The sequence below is a fragment of the Actomonas spartinae genome (genome assembly GCF_051209155.1).
Classification (GTDB): Bacteria; Verrucomicrobiota; Verrucomicrobiia; order Opitutales; family Opitutaceae; genus Actomonas.
On the sequence record NZ_JBPJGB010000001.1, the window covers coordinates 923,548 to 939,697 of the forward strand.

The following is a 16,150-nucleotide window of genomic DNA, read 5'->3' on the forward strand; positions in this document are numbered from 1 at the left end:
CGATGGGGGAGCGCGAATTGGGTTTACGCTGAGCCTGCGGTCCGCTGCGCTGCGCGGTTTCGATGGGTAATCCGCTGAGTTCGATTCGTAGAAACTGGGGCCTGTGGCTGGCGACGATCGCCACGCTGGGATTGGTGCTGGCACCGTGGTGGCGCAATCGGACGCTGCTGCGGGACTTTTTTGACTACGGCCTGATGATGGTCTCGTCGGGCCGTTTGGCGGATGGGCAGCGGCCGTTCGTCGATTTCATTACCCCGCTGCAAACTTTCAGCTATCTGCTGAACTACTGGTCTGATCGCGCTTTTGGTCAGGACTACCTGGCTCTCACCTGGGGCAACGGAGTGTTGATCGCGGTGGCCTTGCCGGTGCTGGTGGTGATGCTGCGCCGCTGGTTCAGTGCTCCGGTCGCGTTGCTGCTGGCGGCGGTTTTGGTGGTGGGCTCGCTGAGCCAGCATACCATCATCTGGTATAACGCGGTCGGCGTCCTGCTGCTGGCCCCCATCGCGTGGTGCGGGGCGTTGGCGCCGGTGCTCAAGCGGGAGCAGGCCGCGTTCAACGTGATGGTGGCGGTGGCGTTGGTGTTGAGCGGGATGAACAAGCTCAACTTCCACGGCATCGCGATCGCGGTGGCGCTGGCTTGGACGGTGCGCGCCGGACTGGTGGGGCAGGCTGCCTGGGGGCGGGTCGCGATTACGGCGGTGGCCTGGGTGGTCTTTGGCTTGGTGGTCCCGCTTGGAGTCGAATTGGCGTGGACGGGCGCGACGTGGGAACAGTGGCGCTACAGCGTGATCGACACGGCGTTCCGCGACCGGGGAAACAGCGTGTTCGCGATCTTCTCGCCCGAGTTGTATTTCGAAACGGTGAACGACTTTTACCATGCGGCGCTAAAACCGTTGGGAGCGATCCTTGGCGGGTGGCTGCTGCTGGTGGCGATCCTGGCGTGGAAGGGGCGCGGCCTGTGGGATCGTCTGGCCTTGGCCGGGGCGGTGGCGCTGGCCTTGTTCGGCACGCAGGCGCTGTTGTTGACGAACTACGAGATCGGTTACGTTTCTTTTTCGGCCGGCATGGTGCTCATCCTCGGCATCTGGTTGGGCTACGATTTGCCGCGCAAGGGGTGGAAGGTGCAGGTGGGACTGGTGGTGCCGATGCTGGTGCTGGGCGGCGTGTTTTGGCATTCCGCATGGCTCGGGCAACGGGCCCTGTTTGGCCATAGCGCCGAACCGCGTGCGGCCTACCGCGAAGTCACCACGCCCGGGGACGATTTTAAATATCTTGCCGGCACCCGTATCCCGCCAGACATGGCTGGCGACTTGGAATCGCTGGCCGAGGTGATCGCCCCGAGCGGCAAGGACGGCGAATATCCCTACTTTTTTGGCTCGGGCGTCGAGTGGCTGGAGCGTGTTTGGCCGGGTCGTTCGCTCCAGGGCCTGCCGCTTTTGATGGCGGCCCTTGGTTACGGCGAACCCGAGCTCAAGATTCTCAAACACGCGCTGTCATATCCTTCCACCTTCGACGGCATGGTCGGCATGTCGGCCTGGGAAACGTTGCCGGGGGATATGAACACATTCATCAGCGGGCGATCCTTCAAACAACGTTTTGGCACCCTGGTGATGTGGGAATTCAGTCGGGCCGAGGCGATGCACGGCCTGCCGCCGAACGACGATGCGGTGGAAGTCATCAACAGCTTTGGCGGCAATCTCGATGGTCGACTGGTGGTGGTCGAGGCGGGGGTCCACGCGATGATCACGCCGGACAGCCGGTCGGTGCTCGGTTTGACTGAGGGCACGGGTGGCTTCCTGTTCCTCGAACCGAGCCACTCGGTCGAAGCCGATCTCTCGCTCAGTCGAGTGGAAGGCACTCCCGTCGATGAAGCGCTGGCGGCGACCTTCATCGTGCAGGTGGTCGACACCGAGACCCACGAGATCCTGGGCGAACCGTGGCGTGAGACCATCACCTTGCCGGCGGGGGAGACGCATCTGATCGCGAAGTGCAAGGCCAACACCTTCGGGCGCCCCGCGCGTTTCTCGGTCGCGCTGGATGAGGCGTCGGCCGGCAAGTTGGCCGCCGGTTGGTTGTTGCCGCGGGTGCAGAACACCGCGTCGAAAACGCAATATGCACCCCGGCTGCGAACCCCGTCACCGGAAGAGACCGCCGGTGTCGATCGAGCTTGGCGGGAGGCGATTTTCCCACCGGAGTGGGTGGACGACATCGAGCTCGTGGTGCGCAACGGCCGGCTTACGGATCGTGGCGTCAGCATCGATCGTGGCGGGGAACTGTGGTTCCGCGGCAAACGTCGGATCGCCGAGTGGTGGGGTGGGTTTGTGGCGGAGGAAACCAACGCCGATTGGAACCTGCCCGTGCCGCGGCTCGTTTGGTATAACGGCGGCCGCATCGAAATCATCTTCCAGCAAGGCATACCGGCGGGATCAAATCCCACGCAGTTTCATGCCTGGTCGCCGGAGTTGGACGGCTGGTTCGGAATCCTCGTCGACCGCGGCGACTGGAAACCCGGTGTGCTCTTCAAGGTGGACCGGATGACCGGTCGCGAGCCTTAGGATCTAGCGCTGAATCGCCTGCAACGCCGCGGTGCGCATGGCTTCGACGGGCACCGTGGACCCGGACCAGATTTCCAGTGAGCGGGCGCCTTGGTGGATGAGCATGGCCAAGCCGTTGGCGTGCGGGAGTTCCAGCTCGGCGGCGCGGGCCAGCAGGGGTGTCACCGCCGGATTGTAGATCATGTCGTAAACGCCGGCCGGACGCGGCAGCGCGCCCAGATCGATCGGCAGGGGATCTTCGGGACGCAGGCCGGCGCTGGTGGCGTTGATGACCAAGGCGTTGGCCGGTAAATCGGTTGGCGGTTCCGCCGGGGCAAAGCCGGTCAGCGGAATGTCGCCGGCGAGGGGGCGGAGATCGGCGAGCAGCGCGTCGCGGTTGGCGGCGGTGCGGTTGCCGATGTGCAGGGAGGCGCAAGCTCGGGTCAGACATTCGACCGCGGCGCCACGGGCGGCACCACCCGCGCCCAGCAGGATGACGGGCGTGTCCGAAAGTTGGATACCGAGGGTCTCCGCCACGGCGGTGGCCAGACCGTAACCGTCGGTGTTGTAGCCGTGCCAACCGTCGGCGGTGCGGCGCAGGGTGTTGACGGCGCCGATGGGCCGGGCGGTGGCGTCGACCATCGCGATGGTGTCGAAGGCGAGGACCTTGTGCGGCACGGTGAGGTTCAGCCCGTGGAAGCCGGCGGCGTGGAGTCGATCCAGGGCGAGCGGGAGGTCGGCGGGCGGCACGTCGAAGCGCACGTAGCGCCAGGTGTCGAACTGCGGGTCGGCGCTCGCCATCGCGGCCAAGGCCGCGTTGTGCATCGGCGGGCTGATCGAGTGCTTGATCGGGTGTCCGAGCACGGCGAGGGCGGTGCCGGGGAAGGACCAGGTGTCGAGATCGGCGAGGGTGAGGACGGGCTCCATCGAGTGCGGAGTGCGCCGGGCGCGGAGCGGATTGTCAAATCCGCTGGTTGCTCCGGCCGGGCGGCGCCGCCTTCGCTACATGATGTTCTTCGTGTAGGTGGCCTCGAAGTCGGTCACGAAGCTGTCGAAGAGCGCGGCGTGATCGTGGTCGCCCTTGCTTTCGTAGTGGTTGGCCAGGTTGCGGCAACTGCGGCAGAGGACCTCGCGCACGGGGGTGGGCGCGAGATCGGCGAGGGTCGGAGCCATGTCGTGCGCGCGGAGGAAAACAAAAATCTCCTCCGGTGAGCGGAAGACACCGCGGTCGAAGGCGTCGATGAAGAACGGGTCGCCGTCAGTGAAACAGGCGATCATGAAGTGGCCGGGCAGGCCGATCGGTTCGAGGTCGACGCCCAGGCGACCGGCGACCAGCAGGTAGACGGTGCAAAGCGAAATAGGGATGCCCCGACGGCGGTCCAGCACCTGGTCGAGGAAGCTGTTGTCGGGATCGGTGTAGTGCTCGACGTTACCGCGGTATTCGAGTTCGTGATACAGGACGCGATTGATCACGCGGCACTTCTCGCGGGCGGAGGAGGGGTCGACGATGAGTTCGCGGCAGCGGGCGGCGATGCGGTCGAGCTCCTCGCAGCAGGCACCGGCGTCAAGGCGCGGTCGCACGGTGCGGGCGAGCAGGAGTGCGCCGGTTTCGAGCTCGTAGTTGAGCGAGTGAATGAACTCGCGAAACTCCCCGACGGGATCGGTGAAATTCAGCTCCTCCAAGTAGGCCCGGGCGTGCCAGGCAAGGTGCCGGTTGGAACCGTCGGCGATTTCACGGAGGAAGTCGCGGGCGACGAGACCGAGGGAACCGAAGTGTCGGTTCAGGCCGCGCCGGACGTTCTCACTGGGATCGTCAAGCAGGTCGCGCAGGGCCGCTTTTTCCGTGGGACTGAGGGTTGGGTTGGCCACGGACCCTCAGACAAACGTGCCGCGAAGTTGTGGCAAGAAAAGTGCGCTCAGCCCGTTGAGGGATTAGCGCGCTTAACGCAGCGACGGTGTGGTTAGCGCGTTCCGAATAACGCGGTGCCAATGCGCACCTGGGTGCTGCCGGCGGCGACGGCGGCGGTGAGGTCGCCGCTCATGCCCATGGAGAGCTCGGGGAGGGCGACATCGCGACTGGCGGCGAGTTCGTCGCGCAGGGTGCGCAGGTTGGCAAAGGTGCGTTCGGCCACGGCGGGGTCGCCGGAGAGCGGGGCGATCGTCATCAGACCCTCGACGCGGAGGTGCGCGCAGGTGAGGGCGTGGTCGAGCAGGGCGGGGGCGTCGGCGAGGTCGGCGCCGAACTTGGCGGGGTCGTTGCCGGCGTTGACCTGCAGGAGCACGGCGAGCGGGCGCTCGAGCTCGGCGGCGGCGCGATCAAGGCGGTTGAGCAGTTTGCGGCTGTCGACACTTTGCACGCGATCGAAGTGGGCGACGGCGAGCTTGGCCTTGTTGGACTGGAGGTGGCCGATGAGTTCCCAGCGGGGCGGTGTCACGCCGGCCGGCAGCTCGACCTGCGGCATCTTGTCCACGGCTTCCTGGACCCGATTTTCGCCCACGCCGCGCAGGCCGAAGCGGGCGGCGAAGGCCGGCGCCCACGGGCCGTGGGTTTTGGTCACGGCGAGCAACTCCACGGTCGCGGCGTCGCGGCCGGCTTGCGCGCAGGCGGCCGCGATCTCGGCGAGCACCGCCTCGGCACGATGGGAGAACGACTCATAACTTGGGATCATACAGGCCTATTAATGGGTTGCGTGACGATAAGCATCGTTTATAGATGCACTCAACCTTTCGCTACTGATGCAAATTGAGAACTTCAAGGTCTTCGCGGATCTGGTCGAAACGAAGAGTTTTTCGAAATCCGCCAAAATCAACGGCATCACGCAGTCCGCGGTGAGCCAGCAGGCCCGCGCGATGGAGAAGCATTTCAAAACGCTTCTGATCGACCGCAGCCAAAAGCAGTTTCAGCTCACCCGCGAGGGGCAGGCGGTGTATGAGACCTCGAAGGAGTTGCTGCACGGCTACGACAAGCTGCTCTCGGAGCTGCAGGAGATGAAGAAGGTCATCAGCGGCACGATCCGCATCGCGACGATCTACTCGATCGGGCTCCACGAGTTGCCGCCTTACATCAAGCGCTTCCTGCATGACTTCCCCTCGGTGAATGTGCGGGTGGAGTATCGGCGCTCAAACCTCGTGTATGAGGACATCCTGCACAATTCGGTCGATTTCGGCCTGGTGGCCTTTCCGCTCAAGCATCGCCAGATCGAGGCGGTGCCGTTCCGCGATGATCATCTCGTGTTGATCACGCATCCGGATCACCCGCTGGCCAAGCGCGGCTCGGCGGTGGAGTTGTCGGAGTTGGCCGGGCTGAAGTTCATCGGCTTCGATCCGGATATCCCGACGCGCAAGGCGGTCGACCAGATTTTCCGCGACAACAAGATCGAAATGGAGCCGGTGATGGAGTTCGACAACATCGAGACGGTGAAGCGCGCGGTGGAGATCGATCACGGCGTGGCCATCGTGCCGCAGGCGACGGTGTTGCGCGAATCGCAGCAGGGTTCGCTCAAGGTCCTGCATTTTGCGGGCAAGGATTTCACCCGCCCGCTCGCCATCCTGCATCGCAAGGGCCGTGTGCTCACGCCGGCCATGCGCAAGTTCATCGATACGCTGGGGATGGACTTGAACGAAAAGAAGGCGGAGTGACGGTGCCGGGCGGTGGTTTGCCGTCCGGCGTTGTTTTTCGGGCATAAAGCGGCAGGTTCAGGACTCTGTCCCACTGCGCATGCCCACGACGATCGCCGTCATCTATTTTCTCACGCTCATTGGTCTGGCCTGTTACGGCTGGCACCGGTTGAAGATGCTGGTGCTCTACTGGCGGGCGGCCTCGCGTCCGGAACCGACGGTGCCGCCACTCACGCGGTGGCCGAAAGTCTGCGTCCAGCTGCCGATCTTCAATGAGCCGCTGGTGGTCGAAGCGTTGCTGGAGAAGGTCACGGTCTTGCGCTGGCCGGATGAAGCGTGGGAGATCCAGATTCTTGACGACTCCACCGACGAGACCTCGGCAATCATCGATCGCTGGTTGGCGGAGCATCCGGACCTCGCGCGGCGGGTTGCGGTGATTCGGCGAACCGATCGCGCCGGTTACAAGGCGGGGGCGCTGCGGGCGGGCATGGCGCAGACCGAGGCGGAGTTTTTTGCGATCTTCGACGCCGACTTCCGACCGGAGGCGGACTTCCTGGAGCGGCTCATGCCTCACTTCGCGGTGGGCGACGTGGGGGTGGTGCAGGCGCGTTGGGAGTTTGCGAATCGCAAACGCACGCTACTCACGCGGTTTCAGGCGGTGTTTCTCGACGCGCACTTTGTGGTCGAGCAAACGGCGCGCGCGGCGGAGGGCTTGTTTTTTAATTTCAATGGCACGGCGGGCATCTGGCGGCGAGCCGCGCTGGAGGACGCGGGGGGATGGACGAGCGACACAGTGACCGAAGATCTCGATGCGAGTTATCGCGCGCAGCTGCGCGGCTGGCGGCTGGTCTACCTGCATCGCTACGCGGTGCCATCGGAGCTGCCGGAGAACGTGATCGCGTTCAAATCCCAGCAACGGCGCTGGACGAAGGGCGGTATTCAGGTTGCGCGCAAGTTGCTCGGCCAAGTGCTGGCGGCGCCCTTGCCGGGTCGAGTCAAACGCGAGGCATGGTGGCACCTCACGATCGGAGTCGTGCACCCCTTGCTCGTCACCTTTTCGATCCTGTTCGTGCCCTACCTGTGGTTTGCGGCGGATCAGCTCGGCACGTGGTGGTATCTGGCCAATCCGGCCATTGTGCTGCTGGCGGGGGGAGCGCCGGTGGCGTTTTATGTGGCCGGGCAGTTCCTGCAACGCCGCGAATGGCGGGAAGGCCTGCTGTGGCTGGCGGTGTCGCCGGCGCTGCTGTCGTTCGGACTGGCGTTGAGTGTGACGCTGTGCGCGGCCTTTTTCGAAGGGCTGTTTTCCAATGGTGGCGAGTTTGTGCGCACCCCGAAGGGCGGGCACTTGGCGAAGCCGGCCGGGTTGTTGAGCCGCCTGCGCAGCCGGACCTTTTTTGCGGCGATCTCGGTGATCGAGGTCGCGTTTGGCGCGGTGTTGCTGGGCGGCGCGTTTTACTTCGGCGGCCACGGTCACGCGGAACTGGCGACCGCGCTCACGATCAAAGGCAGCGGATTTATCGCCGTGGCCCTGTTGTCCTCGAGCGACCTCTGGCCAAGTTTCTGGCGCCGGCCGGCGATGGCGGCGGTCGGATAAGCTCCAACCCAGTCACTTTATGATGAAGAAAAAACTCACCCTCTCCCTCTCTTTTGCCCTCGGCCTGGCGACCTTCGCGGCTTGCAGCCGCGAACAGACGGACGTCGCTGTCGTCGATTCCCCGGCCGCGACCGCCTCGGAGCTGCCAAAACTCGGGGCCGCGCCAGCGTGGGCGTTGGCCAAACTGGACGGCACACCGCTGCAATCCAGTGAGCTCGCCGGCAAGGTGGTGGTGGTAGATTTTTGGGCCACGTGGTGTCCACCGTGCCGGGAGGAGATCCCGGGTTATGTCGAGATGCAGCAGGCGCTTGAAGCCGACGGTGTTGTGATCGTGGGGGTCTCGCTGGATCGGGCGGGTCCGTCGGTGGTCAAAGCTTTTGCCGAGAAATACGGCATCAACTACCCGCTGGTGATGGGAGACAGCGAGGTGGTCGATGCCTTTGGCGGCATCGAGGCGATTCCGACGACCTTTCTCATCGATCGGGAGGGGCAGGTGCGCCATCGCAAAGTCGGCGCCATGGATCGGTCGGAGTATGAGCCGCTCGTGCGATCGCTGCTCTGAGTTTGCTATTCAGCCGCTCGCTCCCGCGCGCGGCCGCGCTGTTCAGCAGTCCGGCAATGGCTCTCCTTGGAAAAGGGGAGGGCCCGCCGAAAACCCCTTAACGGCGGGCCCATTGTTTTCTCGTTGGTTCTAGGAACCAACATCCATGTAACCCCAATAACCGGCTGGGCCGGCTTGTGAGTGGGAGTATTGCATCGGCCGTGCCAACCCGGGAGAGGGGTTGAGAAATTTGTTCAAAAAGGGATTTCTGAGAGGGAAAGCGATTGCCGCCGAAGGGCAGAAACGCGGAACGTGGGGCGAAATTGAGCGCATCCTTGGTCATTTTTGAAGACGAACACCTGTTGGTGGTGAACAAACCACCCGGGCAGCCGGTTGCGTCCGGCAAAGGGGTGCCGCCAAAGGTATCAACCACGCTGGCCGATTGGCAGGCATGGCGAGCCGAGGATGGTCTGACGCTCATTAATGCTCACCGGGTTGATTCGGCGGTCGGTGGCGTGCTGGTGCTGGCGAAGACGAAGGCCGCGTTGGATTTCGTGAGTGGCGAATTTCAGAGCAAGGTGGCGCGGCGTGTGTTTGAGGGGTTTGTGGTGGTGGCGCGTGACGAAGTCGAATTTCAGCAACTCACGGATCTGCCGCCGGTGCGGGCGACGGATGGCGGGTTGCCGGACCGATTTGAGGTGAGTTACGGACTCGGTCCGGATCTGCAGGTGCCGGGCCGGATGCATGTCTATCGCAAGCGCGGGGGGCGTCCGGCGCGCACCGCGGTGGTGGTGCGGGAGCGTTTCGGCGGTGGTCGCTGGGCCTGGATCGAGGCGATGCCGGAGACGAGCCGGGATCAGCAGGTGCAGGCGCATCTGGCGGCGGTCGGTGCGCCGGTCGTGGGTGATGAGGTGCATGGGCTGCGGGAGGTCCGACTCCTCTTGTCCCAGTTCAAGCGCGGCTACAAAGGTCGGGCCGAAGAACGGCCGATGATCGAAGGCCTGGCGTTGCATCTTGCCCGAATCACGCTGCGGCATCCGGCGACGCGGGAACCGGTCACCTTCGAGGCCCCGCGGCCAAAGTCGTTTGAGGTGGCGCTGCGCAACCTGCGCAAATTTGCGCGCTAGACAGCACCGCGATGCAGGCGTGATGCTGCGCACATGGCTTCGCCGCTACGCGTCACGGTTTGGAACGAATTTCGCCACGAGAAGGAGATGCCCAAGGTGGCGGAGATTTATCCGGAGGGCATTCATGGCACCCTGGCCGCGCTGCTGGGCGCGGAGCCTGACATCGAGGTGCGGACGGCAACGCTCGATGAGCCGAAACACGGCCTGCCCCCGGAGGTCCTGGAGACGACGGATGTGCTGCTGTGGTGGGGTCACGCCCACCATGGGGAGGTGAGCGATGCCGTGGCGGCGGACGTGCAACGTCGAGTGTTGGAAGGCATGGGCCTGCTGGTGCTGCACTCCGCTCATTACGCCAAACCCTTCAAGCGGCTGATGGGCACGACCTGCTCACTCAAGTGGCGCGAGAACGACGACAAGGAGCGCATCTGGACGGTCATGCCCTCGCATCCCGTGGCGGCGGGGGTGCCGGAGCATTTCGAGCTCACCGAGGAGATGTATGGCGAACCCTTTGGCATCCCGGAGCCGGACGAGACGGTGTTCATCTCGTGGTTTTCGGGCGGCGAAGTGTTTCGTTCCGGCGCCGCGTGGCGGCGGGGGCACGGACGGGTTTTCTACTTCCGGCCCGGCCACGAAACGTATCCGTCGTATCACAACGCCAACGTGCGGCGGGTGATCCTCAACGCGGTGCGCTGGCTGCGGCCGATGGTGCAGATTCCCGATATTTGTCTGAACACGGCGCCGTTGGAATGAGGCCATAAAAAAGCCCCGCCGGAGGGGCGGGGCTGATAGAGAAGGAAGGAACGAGGCCGGGACGCTTATTGGGTGTGGGCGCCCTTGGCCAACTTGCCGCGGATGGCGAAGAGGAGGCCGAAGGCCACGACCAGGACGACCGGGAACATGGTCATGTTGGTGAGGGTGGCCTGACCGGCGGCGAGCTCGATGGCCGACTCATCGGTGAGACCGGAGGCGATCGCCTCGGCGCGGTTGTCATCGATCCAACCACCGATGATGGGATTCCAGATCGAGACGGCGAACATGCCCGCGCCGCCCATGAGCGACATGCCGAGGGCACCGGTCTTGGGCAGGTATTCCGACACGAAGCCGATCATGTTCGGCCAGAAGTAGCAGACGCCGATGGCGAAGACCACGATGGCCACGTAGACCATGCCACCCGTCGCGGTGCTCAGCATATAGAGACCGATGGCGGTGAGAATGGCCGAAACCAAGAGGACACCGGTGACGTTGAGCTGATGGACGAGGGGCCCGCCGAATTGGCGGCCGATGGCCATGAGGCCGGTCGAGAGAGCGAGGAGGACCATCGGATGCGCGCCGGTTTCGTTGAGCACGCGGCCAACCCATTGCTGGGTGCCAAGCTCGGAGGTGGCGGTGAGCGTCATGCAGAAAATCATGAACAGGTAGAGCGGGCTGAAGAGGCTCTTGATGTTGGTGCCCGTGGAGGTCTCGATGTTCTCCGACTTGGGGAAAGTCTGAGTGAAGATGAGCCAGCCGTAGATGGCGGTCGGCACGAGCATGATGCCGATCTGCGCCTGCCAGCCCATGTTGGCGCTGGTCATGAACTGGGAAATGAGGGAGCCGATCACGATGCCACCGGGGAACCAGACGTGGAAGCGGTTGAGCATGGCGGTCTGCTGCTTCGGATACATGTCCGCGATGAGCGGGTTACAGGCGGCCTCGACCGAGCCGTTGGCGAAGCCGATGAGGAAGGTGGAAATGATCAGGCCCCAGAATCCGGTGGCGGTGATCGTGAGCACCAAACCCAGCACGTGGCCGATAAAGGCAATATACATGAGGACCTTCGCGCCGAGGTAGTTGTAGGCGAGACCGAGGATCATCATGGCCAGCGGGAAGCCAAGGAAGGCCATCGAGTTGACCCAACCGAGCTGAGTGTCGGTGAGGTCAAAGGTCTGGCTCAGCTCGGTGAGGACGCCGGCGCGGATGGCGAAGGTCATCGCGGTCACGATCAGCGACATGCACGCGGCGAAGAACAGTTTGGAGGGGTTGACTTGGTTGCTCATGGTTTAATGCGAAGCAGGGAAGGTAGCCGTTGGTCCGGCAGTGCGCCGGGGTAGCGCGGGTAAGGGGTAGGATTAAGGGTTGGGGTGGGTTAAAGCGCTCTCGTTGCTGGGGAAAGGAAGCCGCGCGGGCAACATCAATGACGGGCTTGTCACGAGTTCACGCCACAATGATCGGCCCCTGGCATCAGGGGGGCTACGCAGCTGCAAGCAGATTGCGGGGTGTCACGCCTCAGTCGAGGTGCTCGCGGCGGGGCGGCGACTCGAAATCCAGATCCGGTCCGATGGGCACGATGCAGGTCGGGTTGATCTCATCGTGGGTCGCGTAGTAGTGCGTCTTGATGTGATCGATGCGCACGGTTTCGGCGACGCCGGGATGCTGGTAGAGGTCGCGCAGGTAGGCGCCCAGAGCGGGGTAGTCGGCGATGCGGCGCTCGTTGCACTTGAAGTGGCTGTAGTAAACCGCGTCGTAGCGAATGAGCGTCACGAAGAGGCGGATGTCGGTCTCCGTGAGTCGTCCGCCGATCAGGTAGCGACGGCGTGACAGCCGGTCATCGAGAGCGTCGAGGGTGGCGAAGAGCGGCAGGGCGGCCTCTTCGTAGGCCTCCTGGGTCGTGGCGAAGCCGGCGCGGTAGACGCCGTTGTTCACCTTCTCGTAGATGATACCGTTGAGCCGATCGATCTCGTCGAGGTATTCGACCGGGCAGAGATCGAGCCCAGGATTCTGCGCGCAGGCGTTGAACTCCGAGTTGAACATGCGGAGCAGGTCGTCGTCGGAGTTGTTGACGATGCGTTTGGTCTCCTTGTCCCACAGCACGGGCACGGTGTAGCGTCCGCGGTAGTCGGAATCGGTGGCTTCGTAAGCTTCGCGGAGAAACTTGAATCCGTTGATCGGATCGGCGGAAAACCCATCGCCCTCCCGGAAGCGCCAGCCGCGGTCGTCGCGCCACGGGTCGACGGCGGTCATGCCGATGGCGTCCTGGAGGCCTTTCAGTTGGCGGGCGATGATGATGCGGTGCGCCCACGGACAGGCGTAACAAACATAGAGGTGGTAGCGCCCGGTCGCGGCGGGGTAGGCGGTGGAGCCGTCGGCGCGCACCCAATCGCGGAAGGCATCTTCCTGACGTTCGAAGTTACCGTCTTCGTTTTGTTCGTCGGGAAACTGGGAGCTGGCGGGCACGGGCGGGTTCAGGTCTGGCGGGTGGCATCGAGCTCGCGGCGCGCACGGGCTTTGGCGAGTTCGTCGTGTTTTTTCTGAGAAGGCAACTGCAGCCCGTATTCCAACTGTTTGCGGGCTTCCTCCGTGCGCCCGACCGCTTGGTAGGAAAAACCGAGTTCGAGGTGATGGGCGAGGGCGCCGGGTTCGAGTTTCACCGCCCGTTCGAGGTGGACGATGGCGTCCTCGTAGCTCGCGTCGGGGAGCCCGCCGTAGATGAGGCGGACGAAGAAGCGGGCGACTGAACCGAGGTCGGCGACTTCGCGATGCCAGCGACCGAGCACGTGGTGCGCCCAGGCGTAGTCGGGGTCGAGGTCGAGGGCGCGCTCGGCGTCCTTTTTGATGAGTCGCGAGAGCGAGACCTTGGCGCGGTTGTCGCTGTAGGTGGCGAGTTTGCCGCGGGCCACAGCCACCGAAAGGACGTTGACGGCGTTGTCGGGCTCGAGCTCAACGGCGCGCTGCGCGTAGGTGATGGCCTGCTCGGCGTAGCGGCGCTTTTCGTCCTCGTCGGTCAGATCAACGATGGCGTCGGAGTATTGTTGGGCGATGTCCTGCAGGATGGCGGGATCGTTGGGCCGCTGCTGTTCGAGTTGCAGGAACAGCTCAAGGGCGTCCTGCGAACGGAGTTCGGCTTCGGCTTGGAGGGCGCGGTCGAGCAACGCGGCATCATCGGCGGCCGCCACCGGCAAAACGAGGCATGTGAAGGTCAGGAAAGGGATGACGTGGCGGAGAGATTTCATGATTTCACGAAGCGGTAGTGGCTCACCAGCCATTCCTCGCCGTTGCGGTAGCCCCAGAGCTCCGCGCAGGCCATGTAGAACACGCGCCAATAGACCCACCATTTGGTGGTTTGGTTCGCGCCGTAGGTTTCGGCGAAGAGTGGCAGGATCTCTTCGCGGTGGGCGTCCATATTCTGGAGCCAGTGTTCGGCGGTCTGCTGGTAGTGCCGACCGTTGACCTTCCAGTCGGCCTCGAGCGTGAGGTCGTCCTGGAAATGGCTGAGCAGATCGTGGGCCGGCATCTGACCGCCGGTGAAAAAGTAACGCGACATCCAGTCGGTGCTGTCCCGGGCGACGAAGTGGTAGGAGAGCTCGCGATGGGTGAAGATGTGGACGAACAGCTTGCCGCCGGGGCGCAGCCAGCGGGCGACGTTGGCCAAGAGGCGCTGGTAGTTCTTCATGTGCTCGAACATCTCGATGGAGATCACCCGGTCGAAGGCGGCGGGCGTGATGTCGAATTCGTTCATATCGGCCGTGATCACGGTCACGTTGTTGAGGCCGCGGCGGGCGGCCTCGGCGTCGATGTGCAGCTTCTGTGTCCGTGAATTGGATACAGCGGTGATGCGCGAGCCGGGATAGCGGGCGGCGAGGTAGAGGGTGATGGAGCCCCAGCCGCAGCCCAGTTCGAGGATATCCTGACCATCGGTGAACTCGCCGCGCTCGGCGTAGAGGTCGAGCATGTGGGTCTCGGCCTCGTCGAGCGATTCGGTGCCGTTGGGGTAGAAGCAGCCGGAGTATTTGAGGCGGGCGCCGAGGCAGAGTTGGTAGAAGCGCGTGGGCACCTCGTAGTGCTGCTCGTTGGCGGCGGCGGTCTGCTCGGCGATGCCGCGCGTCTTGAGATCGGCGACGTAGGCGGCGGCGTTGTAGCCGGACTCGTCGCGCAGGCGCTGGGCGAGCAGGCGGCGGATACCGACGCGAATGAGTGCGTCGGGGAGCAGGTTCTTTTCGAGGAGCCAGTCGATCATGGTGCGGCGGGTTCGGAGCGGCGGGGCGGGCCGGGGAAGAAGGTGTTGGTTTCGCGTTGGTATTCGCGGAAAGCGTCGCCTTTGGATTTCAAAGATGAAGCTTCGGCCATGGGCACGCCGGTGACGTTAAGCAACAGGTGCAACATGGCGGCGGGCGCGAGCAGGCCGATCCAACCCCAGGCCGAGCCGCAGGAGAAGAGGCCGAGGCCGAGCCAGACGCACCAGGTGAAGAAGTAGTTGGGGTGACGGCTGTAGCGCCAGAGGCCGACCTTGCAGACCTTGCCTTTGTTATCCGGGTTGCGCACGAAGGCCTTGAGTTGGGCGTCGGCGAGGGTCTCACCGATCAGGGCCACGACCGCGATGGTCGTGCCGATGAGTTCCCAGGTGCTGAAGACGGGGAAAGCGTTGCGCGTGGGGAAGAACAGCGGCGCGCTGAGGATGACGACGGAGACGGCCTGCAGTTGGAAGAACCCGAACATCATGGGGCCAAAGTTGGCTTTCCAATCCTCCCGCAGTTGGACGTAGCGACTGTCTTCCTGCGGGTGATGGCTCATGACCCGGCGATAAAGGTGACTGCCGAGGCGCACGCCCCAGATGCTGGCGAGGGAGGCGATGACCAGACCCCGGGCGGCCCAGCCGTGGCCGGCGAGGGCGTAGTGCCACGCGACGGCGGCGAAGCTGTAGGACCACACGAAATCGACGATGCCGTAATTATTGATGCGGCGCGCCCACAGGTAGGTGAGCGAGAACAGGACCATGAGGCCGAGAGTGGTGGTGAACAGCGTCGAGATCATGCGGCGGAGTCACCGGCACGCAGGCGGGCGAGGCGGTTGATGAGGGGCCGGAGCGGCAGGTAAGTGACGAGGAACAACAGCGGTGCGGTGAGCGCCCACGAGGTGAACGCGTGCACGCCGGCCCAGCCAAATTTCTGGAGAAACTCCCCGAGGGAGAGGTCGGCAAAGTTGCGCAGCATATCGATCACCGAGAACGGCTCGCCCTGGGCCTGCCAGATCCATTCGCCCGCCTTCACGTAGACCACGATCATCAGTAGGTGCACGGGAGTGAGCAGTTGGTTGAGGGTCTGCATGATCGGTTGGTTCAGCCGCAGCGCGACGCCGGCGATGAGGTTGGTGAGCCAGGTGAAACCGAGGAAGGGGAAGAGCGAACAGACGGTGGAGATGGCGAGGGTGAAACTGATCTTGGCCGGCGTGACGCCCTGGGTGAGTTGGCGGGCGATGGGATCAACGAGTCGGCGTTGCCAAAAGCCGCGCCGCGGGGGCGACGCGTCGTCGGTCGCCGTCGAGTCGCTGGACTCGGCGGCGTTCATGAGAAGAGCGGCCCGGCTCCGAGCAGGTAGGCGACGGCCCCGGCGATCACGAAGCCGAGGGGCAGACCGATGCGGCCGGCGCGTTGTTGGGTGAAGACCTCGCGCAGGCGGTCGATGTGATCGATGCGGAAGAGCTCGATCAGCATGTAGACGGCCATGGCAAAGTTGCCCCAGAGGATCACGGTAATGAACCAGAGGATACGCGCGCCGAGGGTGGGCTCCTTCCACGCCACAAAGACAAAGAAGGTGATGAAGGCGAAGTAGGCGTCGAAGAGCGTGGCGATGAACCACGGGTTGCCGGTGACCTCGGGCGGGATGCCGAAGATGGGTTGCTCCAAGCTGGCCCAGACGATGAGGCCGCTCATGGAGGCAAAGATGCCGAGGAAGAGCAGTCGCAGGGCCCAGAGCATGGCGGG

The 16,150-nt window shown here is 64.1% G+C and carries 16 protein-coding genes; 6 read left to right on the forward strand and 10 right to left on the reverse strand.

The features are described 5' to 3' along the window. Positions 1-62: 62 nt before the first annotated feature. Positions 63-2,555 (forward strand): hypothetical protein, encoded by a 2,493-nt coding sequence (locus AC0MRV_RS03670; protein ID WP_472763078.1) that lies wholly within the window; start codon positions 63-65, stop codon positions 2,553-2,555. 3 nt (positions 2,556-2,558) lie between these two features. Here the strand turns inward: AC0MRV_RS03670 and aroE are convergent, their stop codons facing one another. From aroE to AC0MRV_RS03685, 3 genes are all read right to left on the reverse strand, one after another. Further along, positions 2,559-3,461 (reverse strand): shikimate dehydrogenase, encoded by a 903-nt coding sequence (gene aroE / locus AC0MRV_RS03675; protein ID WP_472763079.1) that lies wholly within the window; start codon positions 3,459-3,461, stop codon positions 2,559-2,561. A gap of 75 nt (positions 3,462-3,536) precedes the next feature. Further along, positions 3,537-4,403, reverse strand: coding sequence for a transglutaminase-like domain-containing protein (locus tag AC0MRV_RS03680; RefSeq protein ID WP_472763080.1), 867 nt, complete (start codon positions 4,401-4,403; stop codon positions 3,537-3,539). A gap of 92 nt (positions 4,404-4,495) precedes the next feature. Beyond that, positions 4,496-5,203: a YggS family pyridoxal phosphate-dependent enzyme gene (locus tag AC0MRV_RS03685; protein WP_472763081.1), complete on the reverse strand. Its 708-nt coding sequence runs from the start codon at positions 5,201-5,203 to the stop codon at positions 4,496-4,498. A 67-nt stretch (positions 5,204-5,270) separates the two neighbouring features. Here AC0MRV_RS03685 and AC0MRV_RS03690 point away from each other — a divergent pair, with 67 nt between their 5' ends. From AC0MRV_RS03690 to AC0MRV_RS03710, 5 genes are all read left to right on the forward strand, one after another. Next, a complete protein-coding gene (locus AC0MRV_RS03690; protein WP_472763082.1) occupies positions 5,271-6,173 on the forward strand; it encodes a LysR family transcriptional regulator in 903 nt (300 codons plus the stop codon). A 79-nt stretch (positions 6,174-6,252) separates the two neighbouring features. After that, on the forward strand, positions 6,253-7,746 hold the full coding sequence (locus AC0MRV_RS03695; protein ID WP_472763083.1) for a glycosyltransferase family 2 protein: 1,494 nt from the start codon (positions 6,253-6,255) through the stop codon (positions 7,744-7,746). Positions 7,747-7,765: 19 nt separating this feature from the next. Next, the gene (locus AC0MRV_RS03700) at positions 7,766-8,308 is read left to right on the forward strand and encodes a TlpA family protein disulfide reductase (protein ID WP_472763084.1); all 543 of its coding nucleotides are present in this window, start codon (positions 7,766-7,768) and stop codon (positions 8,306-8,308) included. Positions 8,309-8,610: 302 nt separating this feature from the next. After that, entirely contained in the window at positions 8,611-9,414 is an 804-nt protein-coding gene (locus AC0MRV_RS03705) for a pseudouridine synthase (protein WP_472763085.1), read from the forward strand. 33 nt (positions 9,415-9,447) lie between these two features. Continuing rightward, positions 9,448-10,164, forward strand: coding sequence for a ThuA domain-containing protein (locus AC0MRV_RS03710; protein WP_472763086.1), 717 nt, complete (start codon positions 9,448-9,450; stop codon positions 10,162-10,164). 65 nt (positions 10,165-10,229) lie between these two features. On the opposite strand, the gene AC0MRV_RS03715 is transcribed toward AC0MRV_RS03710, so the two are convergent. From AC0MRV_RS03715 to AC0MRV_RS03745, 7 genes are all read right to left on the reverse strand, one after another. Then, positions 10,230-11,450 carry an MFS transporter gene (locus AC0MRV_RS03715; protein ID WP_472763087.1) on the reverse strand — a complete coding sequence of 407 codons (1,221 nt, stop codon included), beginning with the start codon at positions 11,448-11,450 and terminating at the stop codon, positions 10,230-10,232. A gap of 229 nt (positions 11,451-11,679) precedes the next feature. Continuing rightward, entirely contained in the window at positions 11,680-12,627 is a 948-nt protein-coding gene (locus AC0MRV_RS03720) for a glutathione S-transferase family protein (RefSeq protein WP_472763088.1), read from the reverse strand. 8 nt (positions 12,628-12,635) lie between these two features. Continuing rightward, the gene (locus AC0MRV_RS03725; protein ID WP_472763089.1) at positions 12,636-13,403 is read right to left on the reverse strand and encodes a hypothetical protein; all 768 of its coding nucleotides are present in this window, start codon (positions 13,401-13,403) and stop codon (positions 12,636-12,638) included. Next, positions 13,400-14,407 carry an SAM-dependent methyltransferase gene (locus tag AC0MRV_RS03730; RefSeq protein WP_472763090.1) on the reverse strand — a complete coding sequence of 336 codons (1,008 nt, stop codon included), beginning with the start codon at positions 14,405-14,407 and terminating at the stop codon, positions 13,400-13,402. Before AC0MRV_RS03730 ends, AC0MRV_RS03725 begins: the two co-directional genes overlap by 4 nt. Further along, on the reverse strand, positions 14,404-15,201 hold the full coding sequence (locus tag AC0MRV_RS03735) for a DUF1295 domain-containing protein (RefSeq protein ID WP_472763091.1): 798 nt from the start codon (positions 15,199-15,201) through the stop codon (positions 14,404-14,406). Before AC0MRV_RS03735 ends, AC0MRV_RS03730 begins: the two co-directional genes overlap by 4 nt. Further along, complete coding sequence (locus tag AC0MRV_RS03740; RefSeq protein WP_472763092.1) at positions 15,198-15,734, reverse strand: DUF2062 domain-containing protein; 537 nt, start codon at positions 15,732-15,734, stop codon at positions 15,198-15,200. The genes AC0MRV_RS03735 and AC0MRV_RS03740 overlap by 4 nt, the downstream gene beginning before the upstream one ends. Beyond that, entirely contained in the window at positions 15,731-16,144 is a 414-nt protein-coding gene (locus AC0MRV_RS03745; RefSeq protein WP_472763093.1) for a DUF1475 family protein, read from the reverse strand. The genes AC0MRV_RS03740 and AC0MRV_RS03745 overlap by 4 nt, the downstream gene beginning before the upstream one ends. Between the last annotated feature and the right edge of the window lie 6 nt (positions 16,145-16,150).